Genomic DNA, 16999 nt, shown 5'->3' with positions numbered 1-16999 from the left:
TCCGGATGCCCGGGGGAGGGCGTGATCCGCGCGCCTCCCCGCGGGGAGCTTCATGCGGGGGCGGGGGTGTCCGTTCGGAGGCGGGCGTGGAGGTGTTCGTCGTGCCAGCCGTCCGCGTGGAGGAGGGCGCCGCGCATGGTGCCCTCCAGGGGGAAGCCGGCTTTGGTCGCGACGGCGCACGAGCCGGGGTTGTGCACGGAGTGGGTGATGCGCAGGCGGTGCAGGCCGAGGTCCTCGAAGGCCCAGCGGGTGACGCGGGACGTGGCCGAGACCGCGGCGCCGCTGCCGCGGCCGGCGGGGAGGAGCCAGTAGAGGAACTCGCCGCTGCCACCCGCCAGATCGAGATCGGCCAAGCCGATCGTGCCGACGGCCTGGCCACCGGCAGCCGGGGCGATCGCCCAGATCGCGGCCTGTTCGGCCTGCCAGAGGTCGTGGAACCGGGTGACGCGCTCCTCGGCCTGCGCCAAGGTGCGGTGGCCCGGGCGGTTCCAGTGCCGGATGTCCGGGTCCTCGTACGCCGCGACGAGCGCGGGGGCGTCGGACGGCTGCCACGGGCGCAGTGACATCCCGCCGGGGAGGGCGAACCCCGGCTGCGGCAGGGCGGCCATCCGGCCCGCCGGGACCACGGGAGGTATCTCGTAGATCATCACGGCATCATGCCGGAGCCGCCGTGTCCGTGGCGCCGCGCGTCGTGGCGTGGGCGAGGCCGTCCGCGATCCGGGCGAGGACTTCGAGGGCTTCGGCCTGCTGGTCGGGGGTCAGGTGGTCGGTGACGTTGCTTTCGAGTTCGGCCCAGATGTTTTCGACCTCGCGGCGCAGGGCGAGGCTGGCGGTGGTGGGTTCGATGATGGTGGCGCGCTTGTCGGCGGCGCAGGGGCTGCGGCGGACGAAGCCGGCGTGTTCGAGGCGCTTGATGGTGCGGGTCATGGTGGCGGCGTCGGATCCGAGCATCCGCACGAGGTCGGTCTGACGCTGTGGGCCGCGGTCCCACAGCTGCATCATGACCAGTTCCTGCCCGGTGTGGAGGCCCACGCGGCGCAGGAGCTGCTGGGCGAGCATGCGGTGCAGGCGGGCGACGCGGAAGATCGCGTGGGACAGGGGGCCGGCCTGGACCGAGGGCGGCATCGACGGGAGGGCCGCCGCTTCGGCGGCCTCGGTCGGGTCGGTGGCCGGCGCGCTGACGGGCGTTCCCTTCGGCTGGCTCATGGGTCCCCCGGTGTGGTGTGTAACTGCTCGGACAGAGACCAGCCTATCGCCATCACCGTGCGCGCGGTGTGACGCCGTATGTCCTTATTTTGCCGCCGGACCGTGGTCGATTGTGACGCGGGTCACGTATGCGCGGGAATGGGTCGAGGGTATTTACTTGTTCGAACAGTTAACTCCGCATCGAGCGGCGGCATCCTGCGAAGACAAGGAACGTGATCATGTCGACGGCATTCGACTCGTACGAGCTCGCCGGTAAGCGCCTGGCCAACCGCATCGCGATGGCTCCGATGACCCGCAGCCGCGCCCACACCTCCCGGGCGACCGCCACGGACCTCATGGCGACCTACTACGCCCAGCGCGCGAGCGCCGGCCTGATCATCAGCGAGGGCATCCAGCCCTCGGTGGTCGGCCAGGGCTACACCGACACCCCGGGCCTGCACTCCGCGGAGCAGATCGCCTCCTGGCGCCCGGTGACCGACGCCGTGCACCGCGAGGGCGGCGTGATCTTCGCGCAGCTGATGCACACCGGCCGGATCGGCCATCCCAGCCTGCTGCCGGACGGCCTGCACCCCGTCGCCCCGTCGGCGGTGGCGGCGAAGGGGCAGGTCTACACCCACCAGGGCCCGCTGGACTTCCCCACGCCCAAGGAGCTGACCGAGGACGAGATCGCCCGGACCGTCGAGGACTATGCCGCCGCCGCCCGGAACGCGGTCGCCGCCGGGTTCGACGGGGTGGAGCTGCACGGGGCGAACGGCTACCTGATCCACCAGTTCCTCGCCCCGGGCTCCAACCGGCGCACCGACGGCTGGGGCGGCTCGGTCAAGGGCCGGATCCGTTTCGCCGTCGAGGTGGCGACCGCGGTGGCCGAGGCCATCGGCGGGGACCGGGTGGGCTTCCGCATCTCGCCCGGCAACCCGTACAACGACATCGCCGAGGACGACCTCGACGAGACCTACGGCGCCCTGCTGGAGCGGCTGGCACCGCTGGGCCTGGCCTACCTGCACCAGTTGGAGGCCGAGGGGCAGCGCGAGTTGGCCCTGCGGCTGCGCAAGGAGTGGCCCGGCACGTTCGTCCTCAACCCCTTCACCGGCACGGACGTGACGGGGCCGGAGGAGCTCGAGCTGATCGAGGACGGCACGGCGGACCTGATCGCCTACGGCGCGCTGTTCCTGGCCAACCCCGACCTCCCCGCCCGCCTGGCCGCCGGAGGCCCGTTCAACACCCCCGACGCCACCGCCTTCTTCGGCGGTGACCACCGCGGCTACACCGACTATCCGACCCTCGGCTGAGTGGCGCGGATTGGCTGTCCGAACAGCTATTCCGTGGTGCGTTTTCGGTGACGGCTACGGCGGGGAGCCGCATGGATACGGGCTCCCCGCCGGGCCGGGCCGGGCCGGGCCGCATTCAGGCCAGGGCCGGTTCCTTCGTCGGGTCGCCGGTCGTGGACGCGGCCGTGGGCTGCGGGGCGGTGTTGACCTCGGCCAGCATCTGGTGTGTTAACTGCACCTTCTCCGGCTCGTTGAGCAGGGCGATGTGTTCCCTGCTCAAGGAGAGTTCGACCTGCCGTGGGACAAGGCGTCCGAGGCGGAGGCGGCTGCCCTGGTGGGCTGGCTTCGCACGGCGCCCAACCCCGCAGTGGCGGCGCAGCAACCCGGCGTCGCCCCCACCAGGGTCGGCGAACCAGCGCACGGGCAAGCGGTACCTCCAGGCCGGCTATGCGCCGAGCACGATCAATCATGCCCTGACCGTGGTCGGCAGCTTCTACGCCTTCCACCGCCACTACGGACGCGGCCCCCTGACCAACCCTGCTCCGGAGTCCCTTGCGCGCCGCAGGGCTCTGGCGCACCGAAGCCCGACCGAGCCGGCGCAGCCGTTCCGGCGGGCACGGCTGCGGCAGCGAGTACCGAAGACGGACCCGAGGGCGATTCCCGATGCCATGTGGGACGAGTTCTTCGAAGCGATGACCCACGACCGGGACCGGGCTGCTGTGCTGCTCTACGGCTCAAGCGGGGCCCGGGCGGAAGAGCTACTAGGGGTCACCCCGGCCGACATCGACTGGTCGGGGCAGGTCTTCCACGTGATCTCCAAGGGGACGAAGGAGCGGGAGCCGGTACCGGCCAGCCCACAGGCATTGATCGTGCTCGCGGCCTACCTCGACTCCATCGGCCTGCCAGCCGCCCACGAGCCCGTGCTGCGGACGCGCCGAGGGCCCGACAGGCCGCTGAGTTACTGGGCGATGCGGCGGGTCATTCAGCGGGCCACGACTCCAGCAGAGCTGACGAGGACCGGCAGTGGGGTTTCGTTGTCCGGGGCAGCGGCGAGCGGCCCGTACTCGCGGTGAAACTGCAGGAGTTGTTCGGCTGGTCTGCCGCCTTCGCGCTGGCGGACGGGCGGCCCCGCTGACCGTCCACCTGCTCTCCCCGGCTGGGCACCCGGCGGCCGTCACCGGCGACCTCGCGTCGTTCTGGCGCGAGGGCCACCGCGCCGTGCGGGCCGAGCTCCGCGGCCGCTACCCCCGCCACCCGTGGCCGGAGGACCCGGCTGCGGCCGAGCCGACCCGGCGGCTCAACACGCCCAACCGGGGAGCGCCACGGGGAGCCCGGGGTCAGCCGCCACCCGAGTTGGCCGAGGCCGAACCGCCTGACGTCCAGCCCGAGTTGCGCTGCGGCCGATCGCGCGTGCTGCGCTCGGTGCGCAGCATCACCACGACCCCAGCCGGGCCGAGCAGGGCCTTCAGCGAGTCGGCGAGCCGCTGCGGGTCGCCGTCGAACGGGAGCGTGAGCTGCTCCCGGACGCCCCGCAGGGCGAGTTCCAGCGTGAGCGTGGAGACGGCCGGCTTGTAGTCCCCCTGGTACGGCTCCACCACCTTGTGCGTCAGCCGCACCTCGCGCAGGGTCTTGACGGGCAGCCAGTCATCCGGCCCGGCGCCCCGGACCAGCCGCAGAGACGTGGGCACCCCGGCCGGCGCGAACTCCACCCGGAGAATGTCCCGGGCCCGCGAAGAGGCCACCGCCAGCCAGCCGATCAGGTACTCCAGCCCGGCGATCACCCCCACCACCACGAACACGGTCGACGCCCGCGCCCCGGCCAGCGCCATCCAGAAGGCGACGAGCAGGGTCGGCACGCCCAGAGCGAGCGGAGTGAACAGCGCCGGCCCCGCCGAGGTCAGCACGTTCCACGTCCGCCCGACCGGGCCGACGCGCAGGACCAGATCCGTCGAGTCGGGGCCTTGTCTCAGCAAGGGATCGGTGGCCATGCCTCCAGCGTAGGACCGGTCCGCAAGAGGGCCTCGACCACATCCGGCCGATGGGGCACGACATCTGACGGCCGTAGCCCACAGCCGGCGGGCGCGGCGGGCTCCCAGGGCTCGAACCACGGGTCGGGCCACTGCTCGGCGGCGGCCATCAGCGGGTAGAGGGTGGCGCCGTCCAGGCTCTCGCGGATGATGTCGGCGACGGCCTCGTCGGTCTCCCCGGTCGCCGGCTCGTAGTCGGCCGGCAGCCCGGCTAGGGTCTCGCCGGGCGCGAGCCGGAACTCGTCGTCTTCCGACTCGTCGGCCGCCCGCTGCAGGGCGCCGGAGCGGCAGCAACTGCCGCTACCTGTCGAGGAAGGTGGCTGGGCGAGATCGACGGGATCGATCTGACGTTGACGTTCCTCCGCACGAAACAGGTTGAGGCCGCCAGGCACACAGTGCGGCCGGTGGTCGACCTCGGGTTCTCCCGGCCGCGCAGCCAATGATCAGACCTGTCCGTGCGTGGGGGCAGCGTCTACCCGGCCCGAATGCGCTACCTCGTTGAACCCTTCGCGCTTGGCGCGCTCAAGCGTGGGCGGTCGATCGAGCAGTTCCTTGGCGCCGCCGGAACACCGGAGAAGCCCGGCATCCGGTGGGCCGAGATCTGGCCCAAGTCCGAGGGCTTCGTTCTCGTGGTCCATGAGGTCGAGGACATCGGCGACGAGGGCTGTTACGACCTGGTCGAGTTCCCGTCCTTCGAGCGCGAGGACGGGGAGGAGGACTTCGGCCGCCGGCTCGCCGTTGTGGACGGCGCCCTGGCGGCCTTGGCCACCGCTGAGCGGATGATCGGAGCCGATCGGGGCCGGTGGGTCAGTCAGGGCATTGCCGGTGACGACTATCGGGACTACGTTCGGGCTGGGCGCCCCGCCAAGCTGCTCAGCGAGTGAGTGCGGCCGAATCTGTGGCCCTCGGACCGGCTTGGTCCGTGGGGGCGCCCGGCTCTTCCGCCGTCATGTCCGCCTCCTCGTCCCCCTGATTGAGTGAAGTGCAGAGAAGGCGCGTGAACCCGAAGAAGTACGTGGCGGCGAAGCCCACCAGGTAGCCGACCGTCAGGCCGCCCGCGTAGATGGCGATCGTGACGCCCATGCCCGACTTGCCGTCCAGGAGGGGGAAGAGGGCCCAGCCCGAGGGGCCGATGGCGGTGGAGCCGAAGGCGACGCCCAGCTGGTTGCAGAGGCCCACGAAGGCTCCGCCGGCCGCGCCGCCCACGCAGGCCGTGACGAAGGGCCGGCCCAGTGGCAGGGAGACGCCGTAGATGAGGGGCTCGCCGACACCCAGGAAACCGGCCGGGAGCGCGGACTTGATGGTGGCGCGGAGCGAGCCGTTGCGCGGGAGCTTGTAGTAGACGGCGATGGCCGCACCCACCTGCCCCGCGCCCGCCATGGCGAGGATGGGCAGCAGGACCGTGTATCCGGACTGCTCGATGAGGGTGGTGTGGATCGGGATCAGGGCCTGGTGCAGGCCCAGCATCACCAGGGGGAGGAAGAGGCCGCCGAGGATCAGGCCCGCGAACGCGCCGCCGGTGGCGAGCAGCCGGTTGGCGAAGGTGCCGATGGCGGAGGAGGCCTCGCCGGCGATGAACATCAGGCCGAAGAGGGTGACCAGGCCCGAGACAAGGACCGTGAGGGTGGGGGTGACCAGCACGTCCAGGGCCTCCGGAACCCAGCGCCGGCACCACTTCTCGACGTGCACCGCGAGGAGCGCGGCGGCCAGGGCGCCGAGTACGCCGCCCTGCCCGGGCTTGAGTTCCAGGCCGAAGGCGGTGATCTTCGCGACTCCGGGGAACACGATGATGGCGGCGACCGCACCGCCCAGGACGGCCGTGCCGCCGAACTCCTTCGCGGTGTTGTGGCCGACGAACACCGCGATCAGCGACATGAACCCGGAGGCCATCGCGGTCAGCGCCGGAACGAGGCCCGGCAGCCACCCGAGGTTGGTGAGGACGCCGTTCAGACCCGCGATCACACCGCAGCCGATCAGGGCCGGGATCAGTGGGACGAAGATGTTCGCGATGCGGCGCAGGAAGAGCTTGAAGGGGGTCGCGTTGCGGGCCTTCCGGGCCTCCTTCAACGCAGCGCCCTGGGCCTGGAGTTCCTCCGCCGTGACCGGATGCGCATGCGCATGCGTATGCGGATGGGCGGCGGCCGCCGCCGAGCGGCCCTCCTCGACCAGCGCCTCGAACTCCGGCGTCACCCGGGCGACGGTGCCCGGGCCGAGCACGATCTGGTAGGTGTCGTCCTCGACCACTCCCATCACCGCGGGGAGGGCCTTCAGCGCCTCGTCGTCGACGAGCGAGCGGTCGCGCAGGGCGATGCGCAGGCGGGTCATGCAGTGCGCGATCGAGGTGACGTTGTCCGGGCCGCCGACCAGAGGAAGGATCGCGGCGGCTGTGGCGCGGTTCTTGTCAGTGGGCATCGTGGGGGGTCGCCTTGCTGTGGGGGGTGGTGGGCTAGCGGGTCCGAGGGCCGGCGGCGGCCAGGGCCGCGCGGAGGTGGCCCTGGGTGGTGGCGAGGAGTTCGGCGGCCTCGTTGCCGTCGACCCCGCCGAGGATGACGAGGACGGCGTTCTTGACCTCGCCGTCGGTGGCGGTCAGCGCGGCCTCGATCTCCTCGTCCGGCGCGCCGGTGGCCAGCGCGACGATGCGGCGGGCGCGGGCGCGCAGCTTCTCGTTCGAGGAGCGCATGTCGACCATGAGGTTCCCGTAGGTCTTGCCCAGGCGGATCATGGTGATCGTCGAGATGAGGTTGAGGACGAGCTTCTGCGCGGTGCCCGCCTTCAACCGGGTGGAACCGGTGAGCAGCTCGGGTCCGACGACCACCTCGATGCCGTGCTCGGCGGCCGCGGCGAGCGCGGAGCCCGCGTTGCAGGAGAGCCCGACGGTGAGCGCCCCGCGGGTACGGGCGAACTCGACGGCGCCGATCGCGTACGGGGTGCGGCCGGAGGCGGAGATGCCGATGACCGTGTCGTCGGGGCCGATGGCGAGTGCGGTGAGGTCCTCGGCGGCCAGCTCCTTCGAATCCTCGGCGCCTTCGACGGCCTTGACCATCGCGGAGGGGCCGCCCGCGATCAGGCCGACGACCTCGGCCGGGTCCGTGTTGAAGGTGGGCGGGCACTCGCTGGCGTCCAGCACGCCCATCCGGCCGGCGGTGCCGGCGCCCGCGTAGACGAGCCGGCCGCCGCGGGCCATGCGGGCGGCGATCGCGTCGATCGCGGCGGCGATCCGCGGGAGCTGTCCGGCGACGGCGGCCGGGACGGTGGCGTCCTCGGCGTTCATGGTGCGGGCGATGTCGAGGGTGGACAGCCGGTCGATCTCGGCGAGTTCGGGGCGGAAGGCCTCGGTGGTCAGGGTGGCGAGCTGGGCGCGGAGTTCGTCGTACGCGGTCATGGGCGGGGGACTCCTATCTGCTGCTGTGGCGGTGGGCGAGGGCCTCGTACGAGGCCGCGAGCGCGGGGGCGGCCGTCTCGTACGTCCGCTGCGCGACGGCGACGAACAGGCAGTCGACGACGAGGAGCTGGCCGGTCCGGCTGGACATGGCGGCCGGGCGCAGCTCGGTCTCGCGGGCGGCGGACGTGGCCAGGACGTGGTCGGCGTAGTGGGTGACGGGCGAGTTCGGGCGGCCGGTGAGGGCGATGGTGGTGGCGCCGTGCTCGAAGGCGGTACGGAGCGGCTCGATCACGTCGCCCGTGGAGCCGGAGTGGGTGATGGCGACGGCCACGTCACCGGGGCGCAGTTGGACGGCGTTGGTCACGGCGAGGTGGGGGTCGCTGTGGGCGTGCGCGATCAGCCCGATGCGGAGCAGCTTCTGGGCGAGGTCCTGGCCGACGAGGGCGGACGCGCCGATGCCGTAGACGTCGATGCGGCGGGCGGCCGCGAGGGCGACGACGGCGGCGGCGAGCGCGGTCAGGTCGAGGCCGGCGGCGGTGTCGGCGAGGGTCTGCGCCTCCTCGTGCGCCAGCTTGGCGACCACCTCGGCGAGGGGGTCGTCTACGGCTATGTCGACGGTGACGGCGGGCGCGGCGCCGGACTCCTGCCGCGCGGCGAGGGCGGCGAGCGCGAGGCGCAGGTCGCGGTAGCCGGGGTAGCCGAGGAGGCGCGCGGTGCGGACGACGGTGGCCTCGCTGGTGCCGGTGCGCTCGGCGAGGGCGGTGACGGTGAGCTGCGCGCACCCCGCGGGATCGGAGACCACGGCTTCGGCGACGGACCGCACGGACCGCGTCATGGAGGGGCCGAGACCGCGCACGCGGGCCCGCAGGGCCGAGGCCGGAGGGGGCGGCGGGGGCGAGGTGGGCGCGGGCCCGGCGGGGCGGGTGCCCGCGGCTGCGTCGGGCTTGGGGGTGCCGGGTTCGGCGGGGACCGTCTCGGTGGTGCGGGGCTTGGGGGTGCCGGGTTCGGCGGGGGCCGTCTCGGTGGTGCGGGGCTTGGCTGCGCCGGGCCGGTCCGGGCGGGGCTTGGGGGTGGCGGTGCCGGTGGTGCCGGGCTTGCCCGGCCGGGCCGTTGCCGTGGCTCTCGCCGTCGTGGCCGGCGGCGGGGTGGAAGTTTCCTTCGGCTTCTTGCTCACGCGTGAAATCTATTTTCACGAGCAGGGTGGGGCAAGACGCCATAAGGCCCTCGAAAAAGGACCTTCGCCACGGGCTTGCCGCGGGGCCACAATGGGCGCATGGACCACGCGACCCCCCTCGAACAGGCGCTGCATGTCGCCCGTGCACTTGTTCTCGCCGATCTCGCCGCCGGTGAGGTCGCCGATGCCGATGTCGTCTCCCTCGTCGAGGACTCGGTCACGCACCGCCGGTGGTGGGTGGAGCAGTGGCCGGAGGGGGTCGACTACCTTGCCGGACTCGTCGCGCAGGACGTGCAGGACGCCCTGCTGCAGAAGTACGGCCGCTGGCCGCTGTGCCCGGTCTGCGGGCACGGAGACCCGCACGCGCTGGACGTGGAGCCGGAGCTGGGACCCGACCCGCACTGGGTGTGCTCGGAGGCGGGCGTGAGGGTGGCGGCCGTCGGCTCCCTCGGGCCGGTCTTCCACCCGGGCCGGTGAGCCGCCGGTGACGCTGTACATCGACCCGCCGACCTGGCCGGGCCACGGCCGCATGTGGTCGCACCTGGTCAGCGACGTCTCGTACGAGGAACTGCACACCTTCGCGGCGTCGATCGGCTGCCCGCCGCGCGCCTTCGAGCGGGACCACTACGACGTGCCCTCGCACCGCTACGCGGACGCGGTGGCGGCCGGCGCGGTGGAGATCGGCAGCAAGGAACTGGTCCGCCGCCTCACGACCGCCGGCCTGCGCCGCCCGAAGGGCCGGCCGGCGTAGGCGCCGGCCGGGCCTGGCCGCCGGCCTGTCGTGGCCTGCGCGCCCGCTCGCTCCGGCTCTCGCCCCGATGGCGCACAGCAGCTGGAGTACCGAAGCCCTGCGGCCGTACGGGCGCAAGTTCGGCCACTGCTGCGCGGCGCCCGCGTGTCGGCCGGGTGGGACGCGTGGGCGGGCCCGGGCGCCCGGTTGCAGCGCGTCAGGGGTGCCGCGAGCGTGGAGGAGCACCGGCCGGGAGGGAGCGCGCGACGCCGAACCGCGGGGGATGACCTACGCGTCAGTAAGCCGTCGTGATGCTCGGGATCGGTGCGTCCACGTCCAGCGGGGGCACTGAACGGAGAAACCATGAACCGAGACGCAGCAAACGGCAGCCCGCGCGGCGCGCGGTCGGAGATGTCCGACGCGGGGGTGATGAGGCAGAAGGACGAGTTCACGGACCGGTTCCTCGTCCTCCTTGATCCCGGGGCCGCCGATCAGGGAATGGCGGCACTGCAGAGCAAGGCGGGGATCGCCCGTGCGGAGCGAGCGCGCGGAGCCGAGCCCGAGGCCGTGGCCGAGATGCTGGAGCAGGGCGGCTCCATCGTGTTCGAAGAGCTCGGAGTCGGTGTCGTCCGGGCCGCTCCCGATCAGCTCCATGCCCTGCAGGCCACGGCTCAGGAAGAGTCGGCCATCATCACCATGGAGCGGGAACGCGTCCTGTACGCGACGCAGCTCGTTGCCGCGCCACCGGGAACCGCAGGCACGACCGCGGACTATCTGCGCGGCTACCAGGACGGTGTCGAGGAGCTGGTCAACCACGCGTTGCAGCGCTTCGAGGCAGCCAACCTGGCCGAGGTCCTCGCGGCGGCCTTCGACGAGTCGCAGGCGACCTGGGGACTCCAGGCGACCCGCGTGGTCGAGTCCACGTTCACGGGACAGGGCGTGAAGGTCGCCGTCCTGGACACCGGAGTGGACCGCACCCACCCCGACCTGATGGGGCGCTTCGGCGGAGTGAAGTCGTTCGTGCAGGGCGAGACCGCGGATGACGTCGTCGGCCACGGCACACACTGCATCGGCACGGCCTGCGGACCGAAGGCGCCGCGCTCGCTCCCGCGCTACGGCGTGGCCTGCGAGTCGGAGATCTTCGTCGGTAAGGTCCTGAACAACCAGGGCCGTGGCCCCGACTCCTCGATCCTGGCCGGCGTCAACTGGGCGGTCCGTCACGGGTGTCGCGTCGTCTCCATGTCGCTCGGAGCTCCGATCGGCGTGGGGCAGCGCTTCTCGCGGGTGTTCGAGCACGCCGCGCAACGGGCGCTGCGGGCCGGGACGCTGATCGTCTGCGCGGCCGGCAACGGCAGCGACCGTCCTGATCTGATCGAACCGGTCGAGCACCCGGCCAACTGCCCCTCGATCCTTGCCGTCGCCGCGCTCGACAAGGACCAGAAGGTCGCGTTCTTCTCCAACCGCGGCATCAACCCCGACGGTGGTCAGGTGGACATCGCGGCCCCTGGTGTCGGTGTGATCTCGGCATTCCCCATGCCCAAGGAGCACAAGACGCTGATGGGTACGAGCATGGCCACGCCGCACGTCGCCGGTATCCTCGCCCTGCTCGCCCAGGCCAATCCGGACGCGAGCGCGGCCGAGCTGAAGTCGCTCCTGCTGGCCGGGGCGCGCCGGTCGACGATTCCGGGCGCGGACGTCGGAGTCGGCCTGGTCCAGGCTCCGTGAGCAGCACGGCACCGGACGTACGTGTCGTCGTGGCGGTCGACCCGGAGCGGTTCACCGACGCCGTGAAGGCGCTGCGGGAAGCGGGCCTGGTCTTGGACGCCGAGTATCCCGACATCGGTTCGCTCACCGGAAGGGTCGCGGAGGACCGGCTGCAAGGGCTCGAAGGAATCGACGGCGTCGAAGCCGTGGAGCGCGACCGCACGTACGAGCTCAGACCACCCGATTCGCCGCTCCAGTAAGCAGTGCGGCGGGCGGGGCCGGCGGAGGTCTGCGCAGCGGGAGGAGGGCCGTCGGACCGGCCCTCCTCCCGCGTACGGCCCGGCCCTCAAAGTCCGGCAGTGTCAGCGGCGGCCCGCGGTCTGCCTGGTCACGGGCCCGACGGCCGCCGCGGCCGGCTCAGAGGCCGCGACCACCCGCGTCACGCGAGGCCGAGCGGGCCGGTCCAGGCGGAGGGCTGTGATCGCCAGGGCGATCGCCGTGATGGTCATCGCCGCGCCCGCCCACGCGGTGGCGGAGAAGCCGAGGCCGGCGTCGATGACGGTGCCGCCGAGCCAGGGGCCGCCGGTGTTGCCGAGGTTGAAGGCGGCCGTGGTGGTGGCGCCGGCCAGGGTCGGGGCCGCGCCCGCCACGTTGAACATGCGGGCGTTGAGCGCGGGCGCGGTGAAGAAGGCCGAGACGCCGAGGAGGAAGGACAGGGCGATCGCCGCGACGGCCGCGGAGGCGAACAGGGCGAGCGCCGCGAGGAAGACGGTGGAGGCGGTGATGCCCCAGATCATGACGCCGAAGAGGTGCGCGTCCGCGACCCGGCCGCCGATGGTGGTGCCGACGAGGGCTCCGATGCCGAAGAGGCCGAGGATCCACGGGACCCAGCCGGAGTCGAGCCCGGCCACGTCCGTGAGCAGCGGCGACAGGTAGCTGAACGCGCAGAAGACGCCGCCCGCGGCGAGGGCCGTGACGCCGACGGACAGCCACACCTGGCGGTCGCGGTAGATGCGCAGCTCGCGGGTGAGGGTGGGGCGCTCGGCGGGGAGGGGGATCTTCGGGATCAGCGCCAGGATCCCGACCAGGGCTATCGCGGAGGCCGCGCCCACCGACCAGAACGCGGAGCGCCAGCCCAGGTGCTCGCCGAGGAAGGCGCCGGCCGGGACGCCGAGGACGTTCGCGATGGACAGCCCGCCGATCATGACGGCCATCGCACGGGCCCGCTGGTCCTTGTCGACCATGGCGATGGCGACGGCCGCGCCGACGGCCCAGAAGCCCGCGCACGCGAGGGCCGAGACCACGCGGGAGGCGAAGAGGAGCTCGTACGAGGGGGCCAGCGCGCCCGCGACCTGCCCGAGGCCGAACAGGCTGATGAGGGCGACGAGGGTGGTGCGGCGCGGGAGGCGCAGGGTGGCCACGGCCAGCAGCGGCGCCCCGATGACCATGCCGATCGCGAAGGCGGATATGAGCAGGCCCGCCTGCGGGATGGTGACGCCCATGTCCTCGGCGATGGGCGGCAGCAGCCCGGAGAGCATGAACTCGCTGGTGCCGAGCGCGAAGACGGAGAGTCCGAGGACGTAGACGGCGACTGGCATGCGGGGGCGTACGGCTTCTGCGGGCATGACTATGGCCAACCGTGGCGAACGGGATCAAATTCCCCGCAGCCGGGAGAGTTCCTCCGTGAGGTTGGCGCGGGCCGGGGCCTCCCAGTGCGCGGCCCCGTACGGCGTGCGGTAGAGCCGCGGCAGGTCGAGCAGCTGGTCCAGGACGGCGGCGCGGCCGGTGCGGAAGGCCTCGTCGGGGACGAAGCCGTACTCGTCGCGGACGGCGGCGGCGTAGGCGGCGTAGGCGTCCGGGGCGCCGGCGAGGACGGCGAGGTCGGCGTCGCACAGGGCCTCGCCGTTGGTGTCGCCGGGGTCGGGGTCGTGGGTGACGGTGAGCCGGACCAGCCGGGCCACCTCGGCGGTGCGGGCGGCGTCGACGCCGAGCTCGGGCAGGGCGCGCTCGGCCATGGCGGCGCTGCGCTCCTCGTTCTCGGAGCGGTCCGGCCGGTAGACGGCGTCGTGGAACCAGGCCGCGAGCCGGACGGCCGCGGGGTCGGCGGCGTGCGGGGCGAGTACGTCGATCCGCGCGAGTACGTCGGCCAGGTGCGCGGTGGTGTGGTACCTGCGCTGGGGCTCCGCCCAGGCGGCGAGGAGCCGGTCGGCGCAGGGGGTCGGGTCGTGGTCGGGGGAGGCGCCGGCGGCGGCGACGGTGGCCTGCCAGTGGGCGCGCAGAGCGGTGGTGTCGTCGTGCGGGGTGCCTGTGTCCATGGGCACATTGTGCGGGTGGCGTGATTGTGCTGGTGGAGCGCGGGCGGAGACCCGTACCCTGAGATTGGACTAGACCTATTTTCCATTACCGGACAAAGGACGGCAACGAATGAGCAACCGTGCGCTCCTGGAGGTGATCGCCCTCGACGCGGAGGACGCGATCGCGGCCCAGGCCGGTGGGGCGGACCGACTCGAACTGGTCACCGACATGGCCGCCGACGGGCTCACCCCGCCGCGCGAGACCTTCGCGGCGATCAGAGCGGCGGTCGACATCCCGCTGCGCGTGATGCTCCGCAAGACGGACGGGTTCGCGGCGGGTGACGTCTCGGTACTCGTGCGGACGGCACGGCAGATGCGGGCGGAGGGCGCGGAGGAGTTCGTCCTCGGCTTCCTGAACCCGGACGGCAGCCCCGACCTGTCCGCCGTCGAGGCGCTGGTGGCCGAGCTGGACGGCTGCCGGTGGACCTTCCACCGGGCGATCGACCGCGCGGCGGACCGGGACGGGCTGCGCAAGGCGCTCGCCGACCTGCCGGGACTGGACACGTACCTGACGGCCGGCTCGGCGGCCGGGGTCGACGAGGGCCTGCCGGTGCTGCTCGCGGAGGCGGCGCGGCGGGGTGAGCCGGGGTATGGGCCGCGGATCCTGGTCGGCGGCGGGCTGACGCTGTCGCACCTGCCGGTGCTGCGGGGGGCGGGCATCGACGCCTTCCACATCGGCGGCGCGGCCAGGCCCTCCGGGTGGGGGCGGCCCGTCTCTGCGGCGGCCGTCGCGGAGTGGCGAGCCGCGCTGTCCTGACCCATGCGGGCCGTCCTCCTGGGGCTCCGCCCCAGACCCCGCGCCTCAAACGCCGGCGGGGCTGAATCCGGGGCTCCGCCCCGTACCCCGCGCCTCAAACGCCGGCGAGGCTGGATTTCGCCTGGCGTCAGCCTGTGGGTGCGCGCCGCGGGGCTGGATTGCCCGGAGGGCAATTTCAGCCTCGCCGGCGTTTGAGGCGCGGGGTTCGGGGGCGGAGCCCCCGACAGCGGTGCTGCACCAGTGGGGGCCGGGGCGGAGCCCCGGGACGGCTCCGCGCAGCGGCTACCGCACGGGTCAGGCCAGGGCCTCCGGCAAGGCGGTCGCGTGGAGGAGGGTCAGGCCCGAGACGGCTCGGGTGAGGCAGACGTACAGGCGGCGCAGGCCCGTCCGTTCGTCCGGCTCGCCGTCCACGATCGCGGCCGGCTCGTCCAGGACCACGTAGTCGTACTCCAGGCCCTTGGCGAGCGAGGCCGGGACCAGGGTCAGACGGGACTCGGCCGTCGTCTCCTCGCCCGGAGCCAGGTACGACAGGGCCGCCGCCCGCAGGGCCTCCGCCAGGACCGGGATACGGGCGTCCGCCGCGATCAGGCCGATCGAGCCCTCGTGGGAGAGGGAGGCCCGGCAGGCCTCGATCACCGCGGTCGTGAGGTCGGCCGTCTCCGTGACGACCAGCGAGCCCGGCGTCTCACGCACCGAGGAGACCGGGGCCAGACCCGGTGAGATCGACGGCAGCAGCCGGGAGGCGTACGCGATCACCTCGCGCGGCACGCGGAAGCCCGCCGTCAGTTCCTCGACCACCGCCTGCGGCTTGCCCAGGTGGGTCAGGGCCTCGTCCCAGCTGCGGGTGGCCCACGGGGTGGTGCCCTGCGCGAGGTCGCCCAGTACCGTCGCCGAGCCCGTCGTGCAGCGCCGCCCCACCGCCCGGTACTGCATCGGGGAGAGGTCCTGCGCCTCGTCGACGACCACGTGGCCCAGCGAATGCGTCCGTTCCACCAGGTCGGCCGCCTCGTCGATCAGCACCAGGTCCGCCGCCGACCACTTCGCCGACTTCACGCTGCGGAACGGCTTCGGCCACACCAGCAGCTTCTGCTCGTCCGCGCTCAGCACGTCCGCCGCGTGCAGCGCCAGGAACTCGGGGTCGGAGAGGAGGCGGAGCACCAGCTTCGCCGGGTCGACCGGCGGCCAGATCTCCTTGACCGCCGCCTTCACCGCCGCGTTCCGCGCCACCGCGTCCTGCACGCGGTCGTCCGGGGCCTCGCCCGCCTGTTCCATCCGTACGAGCACCGCGTGCGCGATGCGCTGGGGGAGCGCCTCACGGGCGGCCCCGTAGCGGATGTCGCGGTTCTGGAGCTCCTCGACCATCTCGGCGATCTCGTACGCCGGCACGCGCCAGCGGCGTGAACCGCGCACCACCATCAGCGCCTCGGTGGGGGCCGTGACGTGCGAGCGCACCGCGCGGCGCAGTACCTCGGCCATCCGGGCGTCGCCCTTGACCACGGCGGTTTCGGCGGCGTCCGTGCCGCGTACCTCCAGGCCCTCACGGGCCACCAGGTCGTCGACGGTGGCCTGCTTGACCTCCAGCTCGCCCAGCGCGGGCAGGACCTGCTCGATGTAGTGCAGGAAGGAACGGTTCGGCCCGATGACGAGCGTGCCGGTGCGGGCGAGGCGGTCGCGGTGCGCGTAGAGCAGGTACGCGACCCGGTGCAGGCCGACCGCCGTCTTCCCGGTGCCGGGGCCGCCCTGCACGCAGACGGATCCGGACAGCCCGGAGCGGACGATCTCGTCCTGCTCGGGCTGGATCGTCGCGACGATGTCCCGCATGGGGCCGACGCGCGGACGCTCGATCTCCTGCTGGAGCAGCTTGCTGACGGCGGCCGCCTCGGCGGGGTCGGAGAGGTGCTCGTCCTCGTACGCGGTCAGCTCGCCGCCGGTGTAGCCGAAGCGGCGGCGCAGCGAGACGTCCTGCGGGTCGGCCTTGGAGGCCCGGTAGAACGGCTGGGAGACCGGCGCGCGCCAGTCGATGACCATCGGGTCGCCGCCGGCGTCGTGGACGTGGCGGCGGCCGATGTAGAACTGCTCGCCCTCCGCACCCTCGGCGAGCTCCGCGCCGGGCGCGTGCAGGTAGTTCAGGCGGCCGAAGAAGAGGGGGGTGTGGGACAGGTCGGCGAGGGCCTTGATGCGGTCGTCGATCTGGGCCTGGAGCACGATGGCGTTGACCCAGTTCGCGGTGACGTCGCGGATGTCGAGGGCCTCCACGTCCTCGCGCATGGCGCGGAGCGCGGCGCGGGAGGCGGCGAGGTGCGCTCGTTCGCGGCCGAGCGGATCGGTGTCGGGGGCGTGCGCGGGCACGGGACTGCCTCCAGCTGCTGGTGCGGAACAGTTGGCCCGCCGGTTTCC

General features: G+C 72.9%; 18 protein-coding genes and 1 pseudogene. 9 read left to right on the top strand and 10 right to left on the bottom strand.

Translation table 11 applies throughout. The annotated features are described in order from the left end of the window. Window positions 1-50: 50 nt before the first annotated feature. Window positions 51-647 carry a GNAT family N-acetyltransferase gene (locus tag ACFV9H_RS23570; RefSeq protein ID WP_385401487.1) on the bottom strand — a complete coding sequence of 199 codons (597 nt, stop codon included), beginning with the start codon at window positions 645-647 and terminating at the stop codon, window positions 51-53. Window positions 648-654: 7 nt separating this feature from the next. Then, the gene (locus ACFV9H_RS23565; protein WP_385401545.1) at window positions 655-1125 is read right to left on the bottom strand and encodes a MarR family winged helix-turn-helix transcriptional regulator; all 471 of its coding nucleotides are present in this window, start codon (window positions 1123-1125) and stop codon (window positions 655-657) included. Window positions 1126-1424: 299 nt separating this feature from the next. On the opposite strand from ACFV9H_RS23565, the gene ACFV9H_RS23560 reads away from it, so the two are divergent. From ACFV9H_RS23560 to ACFV9H_RS23550, 3 genes and pseudogenes are all read left to right on the top strand, one after another. Further along, on the top strand, window positions 1425-2495 hold the full coding sequence (locus tag ACFV9H_RS23560; protein ID WP_385401484.1) for an alkene reductase: 1071 nt from the start codon (window positions 1425-1427) through the stop codon (window positions 2493-2495). Window positions 2496-2953: 458 nt separating this feature from the next. Beyond that, a complete protein-coding gene (locus ACFV9H_RS23555) occupies window positions 2954-3547 on the top strand; it encodes a tyrosine-type recombinase/integrase (protein WP_385401482.1) in 594 nt (197 codons plus the stop codon). Further along, window positions 3498-3686, top strand: a pseudogene (locus ACFV9H_RS23550) (ATP-dependent helicase C-terminal domain-containing protein); the annotation flags it as partial. The gene ACFV9H_RS23555 and the pseudogene ACFV9H_RS23550, both read left to right, overlap by 50 nt. A 125-nt stretch (window positions 3687-3811) precedes the next feature. On the opposite strand, the gene ACFV9H_RS23545 reads toward ACFV9H_RS23550, so the two are convergent. Together ACFV9H_RS23545 and ACFV9H_RS23540 are read right to left on the bottom strand one after the other, a co-directional pair. Next, window positions 3812-4462 carry a hypothetical protein gene (locus ACFV9H_RS23545; protein ID WP_385401479.1) on the bottom strand — a complete coding sequence of 217 codons (651 nt, stop codon included), beginning with the start codon at window positions 4460-4462 and terminating at the stop codon, window positions 3812-3814. Continuing rightward, window positions 4441-4941 (bottom strand): hypothetical protein, encoded by a 501-nt coding sequence (locus ACFV9H_RS23540; protein ID WP_385401476.1) that lies wholly within the window; start codon window positions 4939-4941, stop codon window positions 4441-4443. Before ACFV9H_RS23540 ends, ACFV9H_RS23545 begins: the two co-directional genes overlap by 22 nt. A gap of 45 nt (window positions 4942-4986) precedes the next feature. Here ACFV9H_RS23540 and ACFV9H_RS23535 point away from each other — a divergent pair, with 45 nt between their 5' ends. Then, window positions 4987-5385: a hypothetical protein gene (locus ACFV9H_RS23535; protein ID WP_385401474.1), complete on the top strand. Its 399-nt coding sequence runs from the start codon at window positions 4987-4989 to the stop codon at window positions 5383-5385. Here ACFV9H_RS23535 and ACFV9H_RS23530 read toward each other — a convergent pair. Genes ACFV9H_RS23530 through ACFV9H_RS23520 form a run of 3 tightly spaced genes read right to left on the bottom strand, consistent with a single transcriptional unit; the run spans window position 5375 to window position 8751 of the window. Beyond that, complete coding sequence (locus ACFV9H_RS23530; RefSeq protein ID WP_385401472.1) at window positions 5375-6913, bottom strand: PTS transporter subunit EIIC; 1539 nt, start codon at window positions 6911-6913, stop codon at window positions 5375-5377. The two genes, ACFV9H_RS23535 and ACFV9H_RS23530, sit on opposite strands and share 11 nt — an antisense overlap. Window positions 6914-6947: 34 nt before the next feature. Continuing rightward, window positions 6948-7883, bottom strand: coding sequence for an N-acetylmuramic acid 6-phosphate etherase (gene murQ / locus ACFV9H_RS23525; protein WP_385401470.1), 936 nt, complete (start codon window positions 7881-7883; stop codon window positions 6948-6950). A 13-nt stretch (window positions 7884-7896) separates the two neighbouring features. Further along, a complete protein-coding gene (locus ACFV9H_RS23520; protein WP_385401542.1) occupies window positions 7897-8751 on the bottom strand; it encodes a MurR/RpiR family transcriptional regulator in 855 nt (284 codons plus the stop codon). A 405-nt stretch (window positions 8752-9156) separates the two neighbouring features. Between ACFV9H_RS23520 and ACFV9H_RS23515 the strand changes: the two genes are divergently transcribed. The 4 genes from ACFV9H_RS23515 (at window position 9157) to ACFV9H_RS23500 (ending at window position 11751) form a co-directional block, all read left to right on the top strand. Beyond that, on the top strand, window positions 9157-9534 hold the full coding sequence (locus ACFV9H_RS23515) for a hypothetical protein (protein WP_385401468.1): 378 nt from the start codon (window positions 9157-9159) through the stop codon (window positions 9532-9534). 7 nt (window positions 9535-9541) lie between these two features. Then, window positions 9542-9808, top strand: a complete 267-nt coding sequence (locus ACFV9H_RS23510; protein WP_385401466.1) for a DUF4031 domain-containing protein — start codon at window positions 9542-9544, stop codon at window positions 9806-9808. 342 nt (window positions 9809-10150) lie between these two features. Then, window positions 10151-11512 carry a S8 family serine peptidase gene (locus tag ACFV9H_RS23505; protein ID WP_385401464.1) on the top strand — a complete coding sequence of 454 codons (1362 nt, stop codon included), beginning with the start codon at window positions 10151-10153 and terminating at the stop codon, window positions 11510-11512. Beyond that, window positions 11509-11751 carry a hypothetical protein gene (locus ACFV9H_RS23500; RefSeq protein ID WP_385401462.1) on the top strand — a complete coding sequence of 81 codons (243 nt, stop codon included), beginning with the start codon at window positions 11509-11511 and terminating at the stop codon, window positions 11749-11751. Before ACFV9H_RS23505 ends, ACFV9H_RS23500 begins: the two co-directional genes overlap by 4 nt. A 102-nt stretch (window positions 11752-11853) precedes the next feature. On the opposite strand, the gene ACFV9H_RS23495 is transcribed toward ACFV9H_RS23500, so the two are convergent. Next, window positions 11854-13089, bottom strand: coding sequence for a Cmx/CmrA family chloramphenicol efflux MFS transporter (locus tag ACFV9H_RS23495; RefSeq protein WP_385401540.1), 1236 nt, complete (start codon window positions 13087-13089; stop codon window positions 11854-11856). Between the two features lie 54 nt (window positions 13090-13143). Continuing rightward, a complete protein-coding gene (locus ACFV9H_RS23490; RefSeq protein ID WP_385401460.1) occupies window positions 13144-13806 on the bottom strand; it encodes a hypothetical protein in 663 nt (220 codons plus the stop codon). Between the two features lie 109 nt (window positions 13807-13915). Here ACFV9H_RS23490 and ACFV9H_RS23485 point away from each other — a divergent pair, with 109 nt between their 5' ends. Then, window positions 13916-14602, top strand: a complete 687-nt coding sequence (locus ACFV9H_RS23485) for a copper homeostasis protein CutC (protein WP_385401457.1) — start codon at window positions 13916-13918, stop codon at window positions 14600-14602. A gap of 294 nt (window positions 14603-14896) precedes the next feature. On the opposite strand, the gene ACFV9H_RS23480 is transcribed toward ACFV9H_RS23485, so the two are convergent. Continuing rightward, the gene (locus ACFV9H_RS23480) at window positions 14897-16870 is read right to left on the bottom strand and encodes a HelD family protein (protein WP_385401537.1); all 1974 of its coding nucleotides are present in this window, start codon (window positions 16868-16870) and stop codon (window positions 14897-14899) included. Window positions 16871-16999: the final 129 nt, after the last annotated feature.

Source organism: Streptomyces sp. NPDC059874 (assembly GCF_042731135.1).
Lineage (GTDB): Bacteria > Actinomycetota > Actinomycetes > Streptomycetales > Streptomycetaceae > Streptomyces.
The sequence above is the reverse complement of the archived record's forward strand: the minus strand, read 5'-3'. Positions and strand labels throughout refer to the sequence as shown.

Coding starts and splice junctions, on each gene's coding strand:
- murQ (WP_385401470.1), bottom strand. CDS start 7,883: ATGACCGCGTACGACGAACTCCGCGCCCAGCTCGCCACCCTGACCACC.
- ACFV9H_RS23565 (WP_385401545.1), bottom strand. CDS start 1,125: ATGCCGCCCTCGGTCCAGGCCGGCCCCCTGTCCCACGCGATCTTCCGC.
- ACFV9H_RS23485 (WP_385401457.1), top strand. CDS start 13,916: ATGAGCAACCGTGCGCTCCTGGAGGTGATCGCCCTCGACGCGGAGGAC.
- ACFV9H_RS23515 (WP_385401468.1), top strand. CDS start 9,157: ATGGACCACGCGACCCCCCTCGAACAGGCGCTGCATGTCGCCCGTGCA.
- ACFV9H_RS23490 (WP_385401460.1), bottom strand. CDS start 13,806: ATGGACACAGGCACCCCGCACGACGACACCACCGCTCTGCGCGCCCAC.
- ACFV9H_RS23480 (WP_385401537.1), bottom strand. CDS start 16,870: ATGCGCGAGGACGTGGAGGCCCTCGACATCCGCGACGTCACCGCGAAC.
- ACFV9H_RS23530 (WP_385401472.1), bottom strand. CDS start 6,913: ATGCCCACTGACAAGAACCGCGCCACAGCCGCCGCGATCCTTCCTCTG.
- ACFV9H_RS23495 (WP_385401540.1), bottom strand. CDS start 13,089: ATGCCAGTCGCCGTCTACGTCCTCGGACTCTCCGTCTTCGCGCTCGGC.
- ACFV9H_RS23560 (WP_385401484.1), top strand. CDS start 1,425: ATGTCGACGGCATTCGACTCGTACGAGCTCGCCGGTAAGCGCCTGGCC.
- ACFV9H_RS23535 (WP_385401474.1), top strand. CDS start 4,987: ATGCGCTACCTCGTTGAACCCTTCGCGCTTGGCGCGCTCAAGCGTGGG.
- ACFV9H_RS23570 (WP_385401487.1), bottom strand. CDS start 647: ATGATCTACGAGATACCTCCCGTGGTCCCGGCGGGCCGGATGGCCGCC.
- ACFV9H_RS23505 (WP_385401464.1), top strand. CDS start 10,151: ATGAACCGAGACGCAGCAAACGGCAGCCCGCGCGGCGCGCGGTCGGAG.
- ACFV9H_RS23545 (WP_385401479.1), bottom strand. CDS start 4,462: ATGGCCACCGATCCCTTGCTGAGACAAGGCCCCGACTCGACGGATCTG.